This window comes from Mycobacterium sp. G7A2 (assembly GCF_041902445.1).
Taxonomy (GTDB): Bacteria; Actinomycetota; Actinomycetes; order Mycobacteriales; family Mycobacteriaceae; genus Mycobacterium.
Map to the genome: position 1 here is coordinate 66839 of NZ_CP169251.1, position 17620 is coordinate 84458.

Consider the following 17620-nt stretch of genomic DNA (forward strand, 5'->3'; position numbering starts at 1 on the left):
TTTGACCCCACGCTTGGTCGAGCCAGGAGAACCAGAACCTGTAAACGGATGAGCGTCAGTCAATTCGGCTTGGTGGGAGGTATCTCGGGAAGGTGGAATTCCTGCATCGACGCCGTCAGTGCCTCACGCAGGGTGCCGACTGCGGGGGTGTCGAGCCAGTAGCGGACTGCGGTGTGGATGGCGGCGACGACCAGGGCAGCCGTCAGGCGGGGTTTGAGTTCTGCTGGGTCTGAGCTGGTGCGGGTGGCGATTTCGGCGGCGATGGCCTGTTCGACGTGGGCATCGGATTTTCGCTCTTCGGCGAACAGGGATGGTTCGTTGCGGATCAGCTGTGACCGAGCGATCCAGTCGCGGTCGGGTTCGCCGGGGAACAGCTCGAGCACGGCAGCAGTGAGCGCATCGTGGAGGGATTCGTGGGCTGGCCTCGCGCGCAGGGCTGAACAGAAGTTTTCGGCGCGAAAGGTCGCGACGCTGACGATGGCGGCCTCTTTACTGGGAAAATAGTTGTTGAACGTGCGTGGCGAGATTCCTGCCTCCGCGGCGATGTCCTCGACGCGGACGTGCGCGATTCCCCGTTCGACTGCCAGCCGCAGTGCGATGGAACTGAGCTGGGCGCGGGTGTGGCGTTTCTTGCGTTCGCGCAGTCCGAGGCCGTCGTCATGCTCAGGGGCGGTCATGGGGTGAATTTTCGTTGCTGTGGGCAAAGGCGTACTCGCGCAGGGTACGTGGCGTGTCCGATTGGTGACCCAACAGGTAGGACGTCAGGCGGGTGGACAGCAGCATGTTCCGGGCGAGGATACCGAGTCGAGTCCTCGGTACCGAGATGTTGGTGAAGAGTCCGGACTGCTTCTGTGCGACCAGAGGGCGTTGGGCCGCTTCGTAGCGGTCCAATGCTGCGGTGATCGGGCCGCCCGCAGCTATCTCGCCGGCGAGTCGGTACGCGCCGGCCAGCGCCAGTAGTGCGCCGGCGCCCGAGGCCGGTGATGCGCAGTAGGCGGCATCGCCGACCAGGACGACGCGTCCCTTCGACCAGGACGGCATCTGCACTTGGTCCAGGGCGTCGAAGTAGAAATCCCCGGCGGCATCGGCGGCAGCGAGCATCTGGGGGACATACCATCCCATCCCGGCGAACGCCTCCCGAAGCAGCCGCCGCTGCGCGGCGATATCGCGGTAGTCATAGCTCAGCGGGTACTTGCTGTGGAACATGAAGTTCATCAGCCCCTGCCCGGTCTCAGCGCGGAACACGGCTGCCGACCGGCCGGGCTCGTTGTAGAACGTGGTCCAAAGGCTCTCGCCCACAGCAAGATCGGCGCTGGCGACTGCGTAATAGTGGTGTTTGAAGACACGGAAACTCTCTTCCGGCCCGAACGCCAGACGTCTTACGCCGGAATGGATTCCGTCAGCGCCGACTACCAGATCGAAGCGTCGCTGAGACCCGCCGCGGAAGGTCACGTCGACTCCGTCACGGTCTTGATCAAGGGCAGTGACTGCATCGTCGAACAGGTACTCGACGTCGTCGTGAGTCGCCTCGTTGAGCAGGGACGCCAGATCTCCGCGGGTGATTTCGATGTCTTCGGAACCCACCATGGCATGCAGGCCGGCTGTCGTGACGCGTGCGCGTTGACGATCGCGGCTGTCTACGAATCGCATGCCTTGGGTGTTGAGCGCGTGGGCCCGGACGGCCGCACTGAGGCCCATTCGGTTGATGATGTCCAGCGCTTCACCCCGGATGTCGACACCATTGCCGCCTGCGCGCAGGGCGGGGGCCTGCTCAACGATGGCCACCTCGAAACCGCCTCGGACGAGCCAGTACGCAGTAGCAGGGCCGGCGAGACTGGCACCGGAAATCAAGACTGAAGGCTTCGGCATGGTTAGCAACGCTACCTAATTATTGCTGGGCACGCAATATTGCGCGATGCGTAACTTTAGGTCCGTCGGCGTAGTGGTCCTGTTAGACGAGCGGGCCCGATGGCTACGACCCGGCAAACCATGCTGATCCGGATCGCCTGTCGCCGCCGCTGACTGATGCAGCCTGCCGCTTGACCTGAACCGAAGTTGAGGTCTTACGCTCGGCTGCGCAAGCTGGACAACACATCTGGGCGCATCGTGCTCGCACCAAGACCGGTTGTGCTGTAGTGCATGCACGCTGGCTTGCGTGATGCCCCACCCCGAATGGGACACCGGACACCTCGAAGGCCAGCCCGAGGCGGGAACGATGACTCGCCAGGCGACGTCGCGCGGATCGCCGACGTCACCATCACATCAATCGGTCGGGTGTGAAGGTGACGTCAACTCCGCCCACCGTCATGGTGACCTGACCTTCGAGCACCATCACCTGCGCCGCGATCCGCCGATCGACAGTCTCAGCCAGCCGCTGCACCGGATCGTGCGGTATCTGCACCACGGACAGATTCGACAGTCCCGCCACTTTGGGGCCGACGGTGCGCCACCAGCTGGGCACTCCGGCTGCGAAGGGGAACAGCAGCACCTGTTCGCCTTGGCCGGCCGCCTTGCTCAAGGCGCGTTCATCGGGCTGGCCGACGATGATCCACTCCAGAATCCGGCCCGTGTAATCGGCGAGTCGCAAGTCCGGTACGCCAGGAGTGGACAGGCCCGCTCCGAACGTCAACTCGCCGTCGACGTCGCTCAACCGGTGCGCACGCAGCCCAAATGCCAGCAAGCGCAATACCATCCGCTCATCGGTCTCACTGGGGTGACGGGCGACGGTCAGCGAGTGATCGGCGTAGTAACCGTGATCGATATCGGAGACGCCGAGTTCCACCTTGAACACCGTTGCGGAAAGGGCCACGCCTCAGTGTCCACCCTGGAGGTTTCCCTCGACCAGTCGGTGGTGCCCGTGATGGCTGCAGCGGGCCGTCGGGTGTCAGATCGGCGCCGGTTCCTGGAGAATGGCGGTGTGGGTCCGAAGCGCCATCACCGAGACCGGGCGGGTCGTCGAATGGGTTGAATGATCCGGTCTCCTCGTGAGGATGACGTCACCGCTGACCACCCGGCAAGACACGTTGCTTTCAGGCAAGAAGTGGCCGCGTGAAAATGGCCGGACGGTGCGGGTCGCGGTGATGTGGCGGATCCTCCGACCTACCCGCAGCCCGGTAGGGCAGGTTCGCGTAGATTCGTTCCCGCAATCCCAGCACCAGAAGCAGCATCCGACGAAGGCCATCATGTCTGACGATCAGAACCCCGACGTCCCGCCGAATCATCTGTCCATCGATCCGCGCAGCGAGTTCTACGACGAAGAGGTCCTGCTGCGTGATGTGGGCATCCGTTTCAACGGCGTCGAGAAAACGAATGTGCACGAATACGACGTGACCGAGGGCTGGGTGCGTGTCGAGGTTCCTACCGCCAAGGATCGCCGCGGGAATCCCATGGTCGTCAAGCTGAAGGGCACGGTGGAACCCTATTTCCGCGGAGAAGAATAGGGACGTGGCGAAATAGCACACTGTGCCAGCAGGTGTGAACGCACCAACCCGGGCAGAAGAGCGCGAGCGGCGAGCTGATCGAGGTAGGAGCATTCGCTTCCGGCGTGGTCGCCCGACCACGCTCAGCCCGGACTGGGCGCTTCCAACGGCAGGCACACGATGAAGCGGGTGTCACCGGGCTTCGACTGCACGCAGATGTTGCCGCGATGCCGGTCCACGACGATTCGCCGTGCCAGATCCAGACCCAGACCGGGTCCTTCGCCTACGGGTTTGGTGGTGAAGAAGGGGTCGAAGATACGGGTGGCGATGTCGTCGGGGATGCCGGGTCCGTCGTCACAGACCTCCACCCGGATCATCGAATCGCCCTCTCGTCGGGTGCGCACCGTCAGCGTGCCGCGTCCGTTCATCGCATACACGGCGTTGTCGATCAGATTGGTCCACACCTGGTTCAGATCGGCTGGATAGCAGCACAACTGTGGCAGTGAGTGGTCGAGGTCCTTGACCAAGGTGATGCGTTTGCCGACCGTGGCGATCCTGTCGCCGAACATCAGCACCGTGCTTCGCAGCATGTCGTGGACGTCGATGCACTGGTAGGGTCCGCGGTCCATCTGGGAGTAGGTCGTTGCGCCGTTGACCAGCGTCGATACGCGGCTGGTGGCCTCAGCGATCTCCCGGGTCCGCATCTCGACGTCGATGATGTGCTTGAGCCAGCAGATGGCGCTGGGCAGCGATGACTGCGTAGCGGCAGCAATACGGTCCAGCCAGCTCTCATCAACACCGGCCTCCACGAAGGTCGAGGCGTAGCGCCAACTTTCCGCCACACCGTGATTGGCGAGCCAGTCGTCCAGCGTCTCTTCGCGATCCGCGGATTGCAGAGGCGACAGCGTCGTCGCGCCGGCCGACAGTTCGGCGATCCCGTCCTGAATGGCGAGCAGTCCGCTCAGCGCGTGCGGAGCGGTGATGGCGAGCTCCGCGAGATGGCGGTGCGATTCGGCCATGCTGTCTCGCAGGTCGGCGACGGCCCGTACGGCGGCCGCCGCAGGATTGTTCAGCTGATGGGTGAGTCCCGCCGTGATGGTCGCAAGCGCGTCGTGCTTCTCTTGCAGGCCGAGGAGCTGACGCTGCCGCAAGTCGCTGGTGACGGAGCGTTCGAGCAGGTGGACTGCTACCGGCCACACCATCTGGGTGAACCGCGCGAAGAATCCGGCCTCGACGACGAACATCCGCGACGGACCCGTCGCCCGTACCGACACGTCGTACACGTGGGTGGCGCCGGAGATCGCACCGAAGTAGGTTCCGCGCTCCGACGTGCGGTGAAGTTCGACGTCGCGGTTGCCCCAGCGCTTCGACACCACCACGTCACCGCCGTCGAGTAGCACGTGGAAGAACTGTGCCGGGTCACCCTCGCGGCAGATCGCGCCCACGGCAGCCGACATACAACGGCCGTTGCCGCACAGGGCATCGAGTTGGTCATCGGTGAGGAATTTGAACAGCAGCAGGGCGCGGAGCTCGTCTTTGAGACTCTGCGGGGCGTGCCGCGGCGGCGCGCCCAGTTCCTCTTTCCACCGGATCTTCGGCTGACCCGTGGTGAGTGACAACGCGTCGTCCATATCAGTCGTCGGTGGCGACGTTCTGGGTTCCGCGGAGGCGGGCTGGAGGGCGGTGCAATTGATACCGCTTCTGCCGCTTGCCGCCTCTGGGCCAGAAGTAACTGCCGGGCTTGCGAGCCTCCTTCGCCAGGAACGACAGTGTGCCCTTGCATACCGACTCTTTGATGGTGGCGGCCAGACGGCCGCCGATGTGCAACGGCAGGGCCTCGTCGTTGAGGTGTGACATCTGGATGGTGCCGGCGTGGCGGCCGAGGCTGATGCACTGACCCACCGACGCCGGGTTCAGACACGTGGGCTCCTTGCCGTCGAGTCGCGCGTGTAACGTGTCGGCGGCATGCGAGGCCAGTGGCATCGCGAGTTGGCAGCTCATCCGTAGCGGCTGCGCCGACGGGGAAGCGGCATCACCGGCCGCGATGATCGAGGGATCGTCGATGCTGGTGAGGGTTTCGTCGGTGAGCAGCCGACCGAGTGCGTCGGTGGAGAGTCCGCTGTCAGTGGCAAGGGTGGGAACACCGAAGCCCGCGGTCCACACGGTGACCGCACTCGGCAGTTCCGTGCCGTCGCGCAACGTGATTCGGTTGCCTGCCACCTGGCTGACGGTGGCGTTCTCGACGACGCTGACGCCGAGCTTCCTCAGCCGCTTGGTCACAGATCGGCGACCATCGTTGGCCAGCGACGGGCCGAGCACACCGGTGACAAGGGTGACGTTTCGGCCGAGCTCGGCCCACTCCGAGGAGGCTTCGATTCCGGTCAGGCCCCCGCCGACGACGACGATCGGCGCCTGCAGTGGGATCTGGGCCAGTCGCTCGGCCAGGCGCTGCGCCGATTCCCATTCGCCCAGCGGCCAGGCGTGTTCCGCAGCACCAGGCACAGTGGCGGGCACCGGGGCGGTGCTGCCCACGGCGTAGACCAGATAGTCGTAGCCCAGGGAGGCGCCGGAGGCCAGCCGCAGTCGGTGGCCGGCGACGTCGATGCGTTGAGCGCTGTCGACCACGAGTTCGGCGCGGTCTGTGAGGATGTCGGCATAGTCCTCGACGGCGTCGTCGTTACCGGCAACCAACTGGTGCAGCCGTATTCGCTCGACGAACATCGGGCGCGGATTGACCAGGGTGATGTCGAGGTCCGAGCGCTGGCTCAAGCGGTTGGCGGCGAGCACGCCGGCATATCCGCCGCCGACGAGCACGACGCGGGTGATGGTCATGGTGGCTCCTTGACGCTGCTGGAGAGGTCGGGCGGAGGCGAGCAGGGCTTCGCCGGAGGTTGACTCCACCACGTGGTGATGCTCCGCTGAATCGTGCGCGACGCGGTGTCGAGTCGTGCACACCTACGACGATGACAGCCGGGCGCGCGACAGGCGCCACGGAAACCCCGTAGTCCTTGGTTCGTGGCGCATGGCCGCGAGACTTATCTCGCCAGGGCAGCGTGCAACACTCGGTCCATGATCGAGCGCAGGATCGACGTCACCACGCCCGAGGGCGAAATGCCCACCTTCATCGTCCATCCGACCCACGGTGGCCCCCATCCCGTGGTGATGTACCTGATGGATGCGCCGGGCATCCGGCCGGCGCTCGTCGACATGGCCACCCGTCTGGCGTCGGCGGGGTACTACGTGATGCTTCCCTACCTCTATTACCGCGGCGGTCCGTTTCGCGAGTTCGGCACGAGCGATGAGGACATGCACGCCCGAAAGGATCTGATGGGTTCGGTCACGCCGGGCAACATCGTCGGTGACGCCGCGGCGCTGTTCGCCGCAGCAGCCGACGACCCGGCGGCGGGTGACGGCCCGGCCGGAGCCGTCGGGTTCTGCATGAGCGGTGGGCTGGCGTTGTCGGTGGCCCGCGCGTTCCCGGGCCGGGTGCGCGCCGCGGCGTCGATCCACGGAGCCTGGATCGTCCGCGACAGTGACGACTCACCGCATCTGCACCACGACACGACCCAGGCCGAGTTCTACTTCGCGTGGGTGGACCCCGACGACACGGCTCCGCCGGAAACCCTCGGCGTGACACGCGACGCGCTCGACCATGCCGGGGTGGTGTACACCGTCGACGTCATCACCGATGCGGTGCACGGGTTCGCCCCAGCCGGGCTGCGCTATGACCGGGCCGCCTCCGAACTGCACTGGGAGCGCGTGCACGACCTGCTTCGCCGAAATCTCTGGTGACGACGCGATCATCTTCGCAGTGGGTGGATCACCTATGACGAGAGGCGAGGAGTGGGCAACGCGGTGTCACCGAGAGGTACACGGTTCTCGGCCGGCAGATAAGGCTCGATGTTGTGCCACGCTCGCTCGATGTAGTCCTGCTTCTCACCGACCGGGGCCACGTAGTGCAACGCCGCTTCGGCCTCGTCCCTCCCGAGCAGTCGCGTGATCACCCACGCGGCGAGGTACTGCGACGCCAAGCAGCCGCCGGCGGTGGCGATGTTGCCCTTGGCGAAGAACGGCTGATTCAGCACGTGCACGCCTGCGGCGATCACCCAGGGCTTGGTGACCAGATCGGTGCAGGCGGGCACATCGCGCAGCAGGCCGAGCTTGGCCAGCACCAGGGCCCCGGAGCACTGCGCGGCGATCAGTTGACGGCCCGGGTCCAACCCGCCCAGCAGTTGCATGATCGCCGGGGTTCGGACCACCTCGCGAGTGGCGATGCCGCTGCCGACGATGACCGCGTCGGCTTCCACCGCCTCCTTGAGGCCGGACATCTGTTCCACGGTGACGCCGTTCATCGACGTCACCCGGGCGGTCGGAGTCGCAATCGTCACTCGCCAACCGTCGCGGCTGATGCGATTCAGCACCCCGAGCGCGATCAGGGAGTCCAGTTCGTTGTATCCCTCGAAAGTCAGAATGGCGATGTGCAAGGTCGATGTCCTCTCATCGGTGGTGTCACCACCGTAGGACGCACTGTGCAGGACTATCAAAGAATTGTCATGGATACACTTCACGGGTGCCCGCCGCGCGATACAAACGTCTCGTCGACGCCTTCGCTGCCGAGATTCGTTCCGGCCAGCTGACTTCCGGCACGCAGCTGCCCACCCACCGCCGCCTCGCCGAGCGGGAGGGCATCGCCGTGGTCACCGCCTCTCGCGTCTACACCGAACTCGAAGCGATGGGTCTGGTGAGCAGTGAGCACGGCCGCGGAACCTTCGTTCGAGATCAGGCGCTGCCTCCCGGCCACGGTATCGACCAGCAGGCGCTCGCGGCCGACACCGTCGACCTCAACTTCAACTATCCAGCCGTGCCCGGCCAGGTCGACCTACTGCGCCTGGCGCTGCGCGAGCTGGCCGGCTCCGGCGACCTGGAATCACTCCTGCGTTACCAACCGCACGGCGGCCGTGAGCGCGACCGGGCGGCCGTGGCCAACCATCTGCTCCACCGCGGACTGGACACCACGCCCGACGGCGTCGTCGTGGTCAACGGCGCCCAACACGGTCTGACCGTCGTCGCCCTGGCCGCTTTGCGGCCGGGTGACCTGGTCGCCGCCGACGCCATCACCTACCCCGGGTTCAAGGTGATCGCTGAAGCTCTGCGCCTCGAATTGGTGCCCATAACAACGACTCCCACCGGACCTGATCTGGACGCGCTGGCGCACCTGTGCGTGGCTCGGCCGGTCCGCGCCGTCTACACCATGCCGACCCTGCACAACCCGCTGGGCTGGGTGATGGACGATGCCGCACGCCGACAACTGGTCGCCATCGCCCGACGGCATCGGTTACTGCTCATCGAGGACGCCTCCTACGCCTACCTCGCCGACCGGCCGCCGGCGCCGCTGGCCGCCACCGCTCCCGATATCACCGTGTATGTCTCCGGATTGTCCAAGAACGTGGCCACCGGACTTCGCGTCGGATTCGTCGCCGCGCCGCGATCGCACATGCCCGCCATCGAGCGGGCGATCCGGGCAACCGCGTGGAACACCCCCGCTCTCACCGCCGCGATTGCCACCCGCTGGCTCGAGGACGGCACCGTGCACCGCCTCGAAGCAGAGAAGCGTGTCGACGCCAGGCAGAGGCAGACCCTCGCCGACGAAGTATTGAAACCCTTTCGCCCGATGGCACATCCGAACTCATACTTCACCTGGGTGCCGTTACCCGAGAACGCGCGCGCCGACCGCATCGCTGCGACGCTCGCGACACACGGGGTCTCGATATCCACCGCCGAGCCGTTCGCCATCACCGAGAACCCACCACAGGCCATCCGCCTGGCCCTCGGCTCCACAGAACTCAGCACACTCGCCGACGCACTCACCACCGTCCGCCGCACCATCGAGGACGACCAGTACCGGTAGGCACGACCTGGACCGGTGAGAATCACTTGGCCGACCGAACCGTAGCCAGCCCACCGGAACGGCGAAGACGCCCGCCGGAGCGCGTCGCCGATCAGCCGATGAGCGGCTTGCGCCGGGCGGTCAACGTGTCGAGTCGATCCTGCATGGCCTCCCGCACCCGCTCCGCGAAGTCCTCCGCCGATTCGTCGTCCCCTGAGAGCATCTCGGGCAGCACCGCGGTGACGAGCTTGCTGGGCAGCGGCAGATAAGGCAACAAGCCGACCACGCCGAAGTTCAGACCCCAGGGGACCGAGACACTGAGCGGAAGAGATTTGACCCGCAACAACTTCGGCAACCGCAGCGCCTTGGCCGCAGCCTGACCGTCGCTGAGGACCAGGAGTGATTCACCTGCGCCGGCGGTGACGACCGGCACGATGGGCACGCGGTGTTCCTGCGCCAGTCGCGCAAAACCCGTGCCATGGAACTTGATGGTGTTGCGGTCGCGCCACGACTTGCCGGCGTCGACGTCACCGCCAGGGAAGACGAGCACGTTGTGACCCGCCTCGAACGCGGCGTTGGCGGCCTCGCGGCTGCCGGGTGTGCCGCCCAATCGCTCGACGAGCGGGCCGGCACCGAGCGTCCAGGCGATTTGGTGCACCATCGCGGTGGTGGGGCGTGTGACCCCGGCAGCCTGCCGTGCCGCGACGAAAGCCGCGACGTTGAGGTCGATCACGCCGCCGAAGCCGTGGTTGCAGACGAACAGCACGGGACGGTCGGGGACCGGGGCGTCGACGCGAACCTCATGGCGGTGGTACACCCGCAGGTAGGTCTGGATCGTCGCCGACAGCCAGCCAGGCGGCGCGATCTCTGGTTCGTCGGTCATGCCGGATGCCGAACGACACCGCGAGACGGCGCGTACTGCGGGCACATCGGCGCGGCGACGCGCATGCGGACTCCTCGGACTCTGACGAATGGTCTGCGCACGCTACCAAAATCGTGGCAGGCGTCGGTGCGATTGCCCGCCGAAGCGGACCGGCTACCCGACGGCGTCGAGCGCTGCCCGGACGATGCTGTCGGAATCGATGCCGTGGTAGCGGTAAACCGAGTCGAGGTCGCCGACCTGTCCGAAAGTGCTGACGCCCAACGACTTACCGCGAACCTGGTTGATCGTTGCCAGAAAGGTCAGCGTATGGGGGTGTCCATCGAGAACGGTGACCATCGGCGCGGCGCGTTCGGCGGGGAAGACCTGGTCGAGGATCCAGGTCGGCGCGTCGGAGAGACCGCTGCGGGCCTGGAGGGCGCGGTACAGCAGATCTGGACTCGTCACGCACACGACCTCGGCATCGACACCCATGTCGGCGAGCCGATCGGCAGCCGTAGCGGCCTCGGTGACCAGGGCGCCGACTGCCACGATGCACACCTCCGGTGCAGCGCAGTGACGCACCGTGTACGCACCCGCGATCACCTGGAGGCGGCGTCGCTCGCGAGCCGCGGGATCGGAGGGGATGCCGGCCAGTTCCTGCTGGACCGGCCGGGTCGACAGCCGAAGATAGGACGACGAGCCGTCCGGTCGCCCCAGTTGGCTCAGGCAATGCAGGAGGATCCACTCCACCTCGACCGCGAAGGCGGGCTCGTAGCTGAGGCAACCGGGCTGCTCGAGCCCGATGGACGGTGTGGTGATCGACTGGTGCGCGCCACCTTCTGCCGCCAACGTGACCCCGGAGGGCGTGCCGACCAGAATGGACTGGCCACCGGCGTAGATACCGAATGACCACGGTTCGAGAGCACGCTCGACGAACGGGTCGTAGAGCACGCCGATCGGGAACAGCGCCTGCCCCCACCGGCTCCAGGTGGCGCCCAGTTCGCCAAGCAGACCGACCAGGTTGACCTCGGCGATACCGAGTTCCATGTGCTGCCCGGTCGGGCGTTCACGCCAGTGCAGGAGGGTGTCGGCGTCGTCGGCGAACCAGTCGGGCCGTTCCGATGTCGACCACACGCCGACCTTGTTGACCCAGCCGGCCAGGTTGGTGGTGGAGCTGACGTCCGGGCTCACGGTGATCACGCGCTGCGCGACCTCGGGTGCGTCGCGGGTCAGGTCGAGCAGAGTGCGTCCGAGCGCGCTCTGGGTGTTCGACACCGCCGGTGGGGTGCGTCCGATCTCGGTCGGGACCCGTGGCGGGTCGACGCAGCGGACGTCGTCTCGACGTAACCGCTCGGCGACCTCCCGGCACAGCTTTCCGGGCGCCGACTCGGGGTCGAAACGCCGGAATGGATGCTGGGGGTCCTCGCCGAGTTCCCCGGCCAGCTGCGCGAATTGTTCGTCGGTCAACAGCGACGAGTGGTTCTGCGGGTGGCCCTGCGTCGGCAGGCCAAAGCCTTTGACCGTGTAAGCCAAGATGACCGTGGGACGCGTATCGTCGATCTGTCCGTAGGCTTGCTGCATCGTCGCGATGTCGTGCCCACCCAGGTTGCCGATCGCCTTCAGCAGCGTGGCGTCGTCGAGGTCGTTTGTCAGCGCGGCCACACCGCCGGCTTCCGCGCCGTCGCCGGGTATCCTGCTGCGTAGTTCGTCCGCTGAACAGCGCAGCAGCCGTTGATATTCGGCGTTGGGCATGGTCAGGATCCGGGTCCGGAGATCCTGACCGCCGGGACGGCTGAACAACTCGTCGAGCAGTGTGCCGAATTTGACGGTGAGGACTTGCCATCCCGCGGCGGCGAACATGTTCTGCAGCCGCCCCGACGCGATGTGGGGTACGACGCGGTCCAGCGACTGGCGGTTCATGTCGACGATCCAGACGATCTCACCCAGGTCCTGCACCGCGGGATCCATCACCGCCTCCCAGATCGCCCCCTCATCCAGTTCGGCATCGCCGACCAGTGAGTATTGACGCCCGGTCCCGGCGCCACCGAACACGGTGTCGACGTAACGGCGCGCGAAGCCGGCCCAGATCGGGGCCGTGGCACCGATGCCCACCGAACCGGTGGAGTAGTCGACGGGATCGGGGTCCTTGCTCCGGCTCGGGTAACTCTGGATGCCGCCGAACTCGCGCAGCGTCGTCATGTAGCGCTCGTCGAGCGCGCCGAGAAGGTAGTTGATGCTGTGTAACACCGGTGAGGCATGTGGCTTCACCGACACGCGGTCATCAACCTGAAGCTGGCCGAAGTACAGCGAGGTCATGATGTGCACCATCGACGCAGACGAGGCCTGGTGGCCGCCGACCTTCAAGCCGGTCGGGTTGGGCCGGATCCGGTTGGCGTGATGAACCATCGCGGTCGACAGCCACAGTACCCGCGACGCGATCAGATCCAGATCGGCGGGATCCGAGCGGGCTTCGGCGCCGGGCACGGGTCCAGAGGGCGTAGCGATCGTCATGACGTTACCGTCCTTCGGCCTTCACGGAGTACAGATTCACGTCGGCGGGGATGTCCGGATACACCGACTCCCAGCGGCGCACGAGGAACGTCCGGAGTCGGTCCACCTCGGACGGGCCGATGCGGCTACGCCATACGACGTGACCGTCGGGTCGTACCACCACCGCGCCCCGGTCGCCGACCTCGAACAGTTCGACCGCGGAACGACCTTCACCGCTGGCGGACGTCAGAGCCACCACGGTGAGCGGCACCGATACCGATGTGCTGTTGACGGCATCGGTCCAGCCGCTCGCATCGGCGGTGAACACCGTCAGTCCTCTGCGCGCGATGACGTCATGGGTCGACACCTCCCTGCCTTCCTGATCGCGGACGATCGCGTGCGGGAGGCGCGCACCGGGTTGGGTGGTGGGGTGGTAAAGGGCGACGTCCCCGTCGGGACAACGACCCTCGGCGGTGTCGATGAGGGGACTGGCGTAGGCGTAGCCGAATTCCAGGCCGCTGGCCACGAAATGTTCCTCTTGGCCCGGGATCGCGGCCGACATCCGTTGGCGCAGCAGATTGCTGCGCGCATTCTGACGGAGCAGTCGTCGTGTTCGCGACATCTGCGCGCCGGTCAGTGCATCGGCAGCACGTGCGATCACCGGATCGGGCAGCCAGTTCACCGGGAGCTTGCCGATGATCTCGGTGGCTGTGTGCAGCGAGCGGTTGGTGATGCCCAGCGGCGCGGTGACGTCGTCGAGTTTGAAGTGATTGCTGGTGCTCTGCTCGGCGAACCGTGCGACGACGGGACGTCGTTCGGTTTCGTAGGTGTCGAGCAGGGACTCCGACGCGCCGCCGCGCAGGATGGCGGCGAGCTTCCAGGCCAGATTGTGCGCGTCCTGCACACCGCTGTTGAGTCCGAAGCCACCGGTGTGGGGGAAGCGGTGAGCAGCGTCTCCGATGAGCAGGAGCGTGTCGCGCCGGAACCGATCGGCGATCTGCTTGGTCATCGTCCATGTTCCGGTCGACCGGATGCGGTAGTCGGTGGACCCGATCACCTCGGGGAGAACGCGATTCCAGTACCCCCGACTGTCCGACGCAATCGACTGGGCCGCATGCAGATAGGGTGTCATCAACACGTAGTCGTCGTCGGCATGGGCGATCATCACGCCACTGAATCGTGGGTGGTAGATCCAGCTGAGCAGTGGACGGCTGGCACCGCTCGGGTAGAGCTGCGGCGCATGGAAGAACACGCTGCCCATGTTGGCCAGGACTGGCCCGGTCATGGCGATCTCGGCGGCATCGCGCAACCCGCTGTTCGCGCCGTCTGCGGCGATGATGAACCTCGGCTCGACAACAACAGGATCGGCGTCCGCCGACCTCAGGGTCAACCGCTCACCATCGAGCTCGGCACGACAGCCACGCCGCAGCTCAACCAGCGGTTCATCGTCGAGAGCCCGCCACATCTCGGGCATCAGCAGATGCTGACCGATGTGGGAAATCAGGTGAGGGCTGTGCGAGCGGACCTCCGCGAGCCGGTCCGGTTGGGAGAGCAGGTCGATCTCACCGATCGGATCGGATCGCACGTCGGTGCACCAGCGGATGATGTTGACGGTGTCGATCGGCGGCGTGATCGCTGCCAGGGCCCGTCCCAGGGCGGGGGAAGCCTGATTCCAGATCTCCAGCGTGCGGGCGTTGATGACGTGCGCGGCCGGATGCAGTCGGGTGTCCTGCCGTTCTTCGATCACGGTGGTGGCGATGCCGTAGCGGGCCAGCAGCAGCGCCATGGTGCATCCCGCGGCGCCGGCGCCGACAATGACCACAGATTCGGTGTCCGTATCTAACATCTCTGTCTCACAGCGTCTTCCACGTGATGGCTCGCTTGTTGGAGCGCGGCTTGGTGCCGGGCCGGGTGCCGGCACCACGCTTGAGTAGCTGTTCTTGTTCCACTCCCGCGCGGAGCTGTTCGAGCAGGTAGTCCGGGTCGATGTCGGTACCGATGGGGTTCTCGGCGAAGTCGGGACTGGTGAAGTACTCGGCGGTCCCCTGAGCGGTGGGGAAGTTCTCCGTCTGGAACTCCAGCCGGATACCCTCGGGGTCTTCGTAGTAGAGGCTCGTCGTGGGTCCGTGGTTGATGGACCACACAGGGCGGATCCCGACCTTCTTGAGCCGTTCGTAGGTCAGCAGCAACTTCTCCACCGAGGTGAATGTGAACGCGAGATGGTCGATGCCATAGGTCTTGCGGCGCCAGCGCGACAGCGGGAACGCGAGTCGAACTGGCGGCGGGAGCTTCACCAACGCCAGCCGGTGGCTCTCGTGATCCCATGTCAGGAAGGCGATTTGGTCGTCTTCGTGCACGACACGTGCGCCGAAAACGTGGCCGTACCAGTCGATCATCTCGGCGCTGCGTGCGGTCTTGACGACCCAGTGGGCGATGAAGTCGGGTACCAGCCGGTCGGGGAGTTGACTGAGATCCGGAGCGGAGTCCTCGGTGTCGGAACGGTCCGGGTCGGACGGATGCAGCGGGCTCGGTGTGGCGCTCATGATTCGCCTTCTCCTCTCAGCGGGTGGGGGCGACGATGGGGTTTCGCTGGGTGCCCAGGTCGAGGGTCCCGGCGGAGTTGCGAATGGAGGCGGTGACGACGTCACCGGGCTGCAGGTAGGGCTTGCGCTGGTTGATCTTGACGAACGCCGCCCACAATTTGTCCTCGGGAAGCAGCGCGGTGGCGAGCCGGCGGATGAGGGCGGGCGGCGAGCCCGCGACGATGCCGTGCGGGGTGCCGGTCAGCAGTACGTCGCCGGGGCTGGAGTTGCAGAACTCGCTCAGTTCGGTGAGCGTCTCGGCCGGCTTGTAGAGCAGGTTGGCGGTGTTGTCGGTCTGGCGCAGTGACCCGTTGACCTCGAGACGCAGCTCGAGGTCGTCCAGCAGGCCGAAGTCCTCGGGCTCGAGGACGGCGAGCACAGGCCCGAGCGGGCAGAACCCGCGGTAGCTCTTGCCTTTGAGGAACTGGCCCTGGGGCAGCTGGACGTCGCGGGCAGACAGGTCGTTGGCGATGGTGACGCCGAAGACGTAGTCGTGCAGGTTCTCCCGGGTGACCGTGGTCGGTGCGTCGACCGTGGCGCGCATGACCAGCGCCAGCTCGATCTCGTAGTCGAGCAGGGTGACGTGCGCCGGGCGGGTGACCGGGGCGCAGGGCCCGGTGACGGCGGCGTCGGTCTTGTCGAAGAACAGGTTGAAGTCGCGGTTGTCGGGGTCCATCCCGGACTCGATGGCGTGCTGACGGTAGTTGGCGCCCTGGCACATCACCCGGCACGGCGTGGTGACCGGGGAGAGCAGCTCGACGTCGCCTGCTCTCACGTCACCGGGTCGGGCAGCCGCGGCCGTCCAGTCGGATCTGCCGTGTTCGATGAGGTCGGCGGTGGCCGGGTACTCGCCGCGCAGCGGCGAGATGAGGTCGCCGGTGAGGACACCCCACGAGGCTCCCGCGTTGTGCTCGTATCGGACGAGATGGACGACCATCGACTTCTCCGCCTCTGCCGGTCGGTCGACCGGCTCACTTTCCGAGTGAACTGCGACACGACCACGTGGTGCCTGGTCCAGGGTCCAGAAATAGCGGCGTCCGAATGGACTTCAGTCCAACGATGGGTCCGGCCTAAGAATGACGTCACCGAATTCCTCGGCGAGGACCAGGGCCGCGTGCAGGTGCAGGCGGCGAACGGTCAACGGCCGACCCCGGAGTTGTTCGGCGCGTTGCACACGGTAGGCCACGGTGTTGCGCGCGACGTGGAGATCGGCCGCGGTGCGGGCCAGACTCCGGTCGAAGTCGAGGTAGCGCTTGAGCGTATGCCGCACTGCGGTCACCGCTTCGGTGCAGCCTGCCAAGTCGCCCAGTTCGCGGCCCACGAACTCGCGGGCAGCGGGCAGGTCGGAGCTGAGCATCGCCACGATGTCGAGGTCCTGATAGCAGAACGCCGATGTCTCACGCGTCGACAGGACACCCACCCGCGCGGCCTCGGCGGCCTGCCGGTGGCTGCGCCGGAAACCCTCGACACCGGATCCCGCCATCCCGACGGCGATGCGAACGCCCGGTGCAGGCGGTGCCTGCGGTGCAACAGGTGCCGGGGGCACCGCCGAGGGTGCTACCGGTTCCGGCGGAGTGGACGTTCGAGAACCCCAGGCCCACACGCGCTGTGCGCCCACCGGGAGGACGAGCGTCGACGTGCACCCTGCAGCGGAGAGCGTCTGGGTCGCCGCGGTTCTCAGTGAGATCGGCTCGGCGGGGTTGGTCGCGGCGGTCCAGACGACGACCGCCAGGTGCCAGCGACTCAGGTCGTAGCCCAGGATTCGGTTCGCGCGGTCCATCGGCACGGCGGTTCCGCGCAGCAGATCCTCGACGATCTCCGCGCGCAGCGCCACGGAACTCGTCAGCCATGCCTCGTGCGCGCGGGCGTACTCGTCGGCCATGTTCTTGGTCAGGAGGTTGACGATGCTGAACAAGGCTTCGTTGATCCGCCGCATCTCGGTGAAGCGCTGCCGCTCGGGCACCACGCGTTCGGCGGCGTCGAGCAGGACGTCGACGGCGGTGGAGTGCGCGAGGTGGATGCTGCGCAGCATGTGCTCGATACCGATGCCGCGGGAGACGACTTCGGTCGGTCCTGCGAGGACCTCCGGCATCGCCGCAAAAGGCACCTGTTCGTCGAACGCCAGCGCCGACAGGGCTCCCAGGGCGACAGCCTCGCACCCCTTGGCGACCTCGTCGGCGACCGCGTCCACCGCGAGCTCGGGGATGGCGGCGGTGATGGTGGCCGCCATCGTGGCGCCGAGCTCGACGGCCCAGCCGGCCGGCCCCGGCCCGAGCAGCTCGGCGAGCATCCGAGCGCGATCGGGGAGCACGGAGTCGCCGGGAATCTCACGGGGCGTGGCGGGTGCCAGTTCGGCGAACCAGGGCCGTTTCACCTGAGC

15 protein-coding genes are annotated in these 17620 nt (G+C 66.4%); 3 read left to right on the forward strand and 12 right to left on the reverse strand.

Features of this window, described 5'->3' with window-relative positions; genetic code table 11:
- Positions 1 to 59 precede the first annotated feature (59 nt).
- From ACEWX3_RS00305 to ACEWX3_RS00315, 3 genes are all read right to left on the reverse strand, one after another.
- The gene (locus tag ACEWX3_RS00305; RefSeq protein WP_374158385.1) at positions 60 to 677 is read right to left on the reverse strand and encodes a TetR family transcriptional regulator; all 618 of its coding nucleotides are present in this window, start codon (positions 675 to 677) and stop codon (positions 60 to 62) included.
- A complete protein-coding gene (locus ACEWX3_RS00310) occupies positions 664 to 1869 on the reverse strand; it encodes an FAD-dependent monooxygenase (RefSeq protein ID WP_374158386.1) in 1206 nt (401 codons plus the stop codon). The genes ACEWX3_RS00305 and ACEWX3_RS00310 overlap by 14 nt, the downstream gene beginning before the upstream one ends.
- A gap of 388 nt (positions 1870 to 2257) precedes the next feature.
- On the reverse strand, positions 2258 to 2809 hold the full coding sequence (locus tag ACEWX3_RS00315) for a YaeQ family protein (protein WP_374158387.1): 552 nt from the start codon (positions 2807 to 2809) through the stop codon (positions 2258 to 2260).
- A 373-nt stretch (positions 2810 to 3182) separates the two neighbouring features.
- On the opposite strand from ACEWX3_RS00315, the gene ACEWX3_RS00320 reads away from it, so the two are divergent.
- On the forward strand, positions 3183 to 3440 hold the full coding sequence (locus ACEWX3_RS00320; RefSeq protein WP_221361957.1) for a DUF3297 family protein: 258 nt from the start codon (positions 3183 to 3185) through the stop codon (positions 3438 to 3440).
- Positions 3441 to 3562: 122 nt separating this feature from the next.
- On the opposite strand, the gene ACEWX3_RS00325 is transcribed toward ACEWX3_RS00320, so the two are convergent.
- Positions 3563 to 5050, reverse strand: a complete 1488-nt coding sequence (locus ACEWX3_RS00325; RefSeq protein ID WP_374158388.1) for an ATP-binding protein — start codon at positions 5048 to 5050, stop codon at positions 3563 to 3565.
- Between the two features lies 1 nt (position 5051).
- Positions 5052 to 6251: an NAD(P)/FAD-dependent oxidoreductase gene (locus ACEWX3_RS00330; protein WP_374158389.1), complete on the reverse strand. Its 1200-nt coding sequence runs from the start codon at positions 6249 to 6251 to the stop codon at positions 5052 to 5054.
- Positions 6252 to 6488: 237 nt separating this feature from the next.
- Between ACEWX3_RS00330 and ACEWX3_RS00335 the strand changes: the two genes are divergently transcribed.
- The gene (locus ACEWX3_RS00335) at positions 6489 to 7211 is read left to right on the forward strand and encodes a dienelactone hydrolase family protein (protein ID WP_374158390.1); all 723 of its coding nucleotides are present in this window, start codon (positions 6489 to 6491) and stop codon (positions 7209 to 7211) included.
- Positions 7212 to 7243: 32 nt separating this feature from the next.
- Here the strand turns inward: ACEWX3_RS00335 and ACEWX3_RS00340 are convergent, their stop codons facing one another.
- Positions 7244 to 7903 carry a DJ-1/PfpI family protein gene (locus ACEWX3_RS00340; RefSeq protein ID WP_374158391.1) on the reverse strand — a complete coding sequence of 220 codons (660 nt, stop codon included), beginning with the start codon at positions 7901 to 7903 and terminating at the stop codon, positions 7244 to 7246.
- A gap of 86 nt (positions 7904 to 7989) precedes the next feature.
- On the opposite strand from ACEWX3_RS00340, the gene ACEWX3_RS00345 reads away from it, so the two are divergent.
- A complete protein-coding gene (locus tag ACEWX3_RS00345; RefSeq protein ID WP_374158392.1) occupies positions 7990 to 9327 on the forward strand; it encodes a PLP-dependent aminotransferase family protein in 1338 nt (445 codons plus the stop codon).
- 91 nt (positions 9328 to 9418) lie between these two features.
- Here the strand turns inward: ACEWX3_RS00345 and ACEWX3_RS00350 are convergent, their stop codons facing one another.
- The 6 genes from ACEWX3_RS00350 to ACEWX3_RS00375 all read right to left on the reverse strand — a co-directional run bounded on the left by ACEWX3_RS00350 (position 9419) and on the right by ACEWX3_RS00375 (position 17614).
- Positions 9419 to 10189 carry a 1-acyl-sn-glycerol-3-phosphate acyltransferase gene (locus ACEWX3_RS00350; RefSeq protein WP_374158393.1) on the reverse strand — a complete coding sequence of 257 codons (771 nt, stop codon included), beginning with the start codon at positions 10187 to 10189 and terminating at the stop codon, positions 9419 to 9421.
- A 153-nt stretch (positions 10190 to 10342) separates the two neighbouring features.
- Positions 10343 to 12679: a pyruvate dehydrogenase gene (locus ACEWX3_RS00355; protein WP_374158394.1), complete on the reverse strand. Its 2337-nt coding sequence runs from the start codon at positions 12677 to 12679 to the stop codon at positions 10343 to 10345.
- Between the two features lie 4 nt (positions 12680 to 12683).
- Positions 12684 to 14504 carry an FAD-dependent monooxygenase gene (locus ACEWX3_RS00360; protein WP_374158395.1) on the reverse strand — a complete coding sequence of 607 codons (1821 nt, stop codon included), beginning with the start codon at positions 14502 to 14504 and terminating at the stop codon, positions 12684 to 12686.
- A gap of 7 nt (positions 14505 to 14511) precedes the next feature.
- Positions 14512 to 15201, reverse strand: a complete 690-nt coding sequence (locus ACEWX3_RS00365; RefSeq protein ID WP_374158396.1) for a VOC family protein — start codon at positions 15199 to 15201, stop codon at positions 14512 to 14514.
- Between the two features lie 16 nt (positions 15202 to 15217).
- Positions 15218 to 16177, reverse strand: coding sequence for a fumarylacetoacetate hydrolase family protein (locus tag ACEWX3_RS00370; RefSeq protein ID WP_374158397.1), 960 nt, complete (start codon positions 16175 to 16177; stop codon positions 15218 to 15220).
- 111 nt (positions 16178 to 16288) lie between these two features.
- Positions 16289 to 17614 carry a PucR family transcriptional regulator gene (locus tag ACEWX3_RS00375; RefSeq protein ID WP_374158398.1) on the reverse strand — a complete coding sequence of 442 codons (1326 nt, stop codon included), beginning with the start codon at positions 17612 to 17614 and terminating at the stop codon, positions 16289 to 16291.
- Positions 17615 to 17620 lie beyond the last annotated feature (6 nt).

Bases quoted from the DNA above. Each gene is read 5' to 3' on its own strand.
- ACEWX3_RS00305 (WP_374158385.1), bottom strand. From the start codon at position 677: ATGACCGCCCCTGAGCATGACGACGGCCTCGGACTGCGCGAACGCAAG.
- ACEWX3_RS00310 (WP_374158386.1), bottom strand. From the start codon at position 1,869: ATGCCGAAGCCTTCAGTCTTGATTTCCGGTGCCAGTCTCGCCGGCCCT.
- ACEWX3_RS00320 (WP_221361957.1), top strand. From the start codon at position 3,183: ATGTCTGACGATCAGAACCCCGACGTCCCGCCGAATCATCTGTCCATC.
- ACEWX3_RS00325 (WP_374158388.1), bottom strand. From the start codon at position 5,050: ATGGACGACGCGTTGTCACTCACCACGGGTCAGCCGAAGATCCGGTGG.
- ACEWX3_RS00330 (WP_374158389.1), bottom strand. From the start codon at position 6,251: ATGACCATCACCCGCGTCGTGCTCGTCGGCGGCGGATATGCCGGCGTG.
- ACEWX3_RS00335 (WP_374158390.1), top strand. From the start codon at position 6,489: ATGATCGAGCGCAGGATCGACGTCACCACGCCCGAGGGCGAAATGCCC.
- ACEWX3_RS00350 (WP_374158393.1), bottom strand. From the start codon at position 10,189: ATGACCGACGAACCAGAGATCGCGCCGCCTGGCTGGCTGTCGGCGACG.
- ACEWX3_RS00355 (WP_374158394.1), bottom strand. From the start codon at position 12,679: ATGACGATCGCTACGCCCTCTGGACCCGTGCCCGGCGCCGAAGCCCGC.
- ACEWX3_RS00360 (WP_374158395.1), bottom strand. From the start codon at position 14,504: ATGTTAGATACGGACACCGAATCTGTGGTCATTGTCGGCGCCGGCGCC.
- ACEWX3_RS00365 (WP_374158396.1), bottom strand. From the start codon at position 15,201: ATGAGCGCCACACCGAGCCCGCTGCATCCGTCCGACCCGGACCGTTCC.
- ACEWX3_RS00370 (WP_374158397.1), bottom strand. From the start codon at position 16,177: ATGGTCGTCCATCTCGTCCGATACGAGCACAACGCGGGAGCCTCGTGG.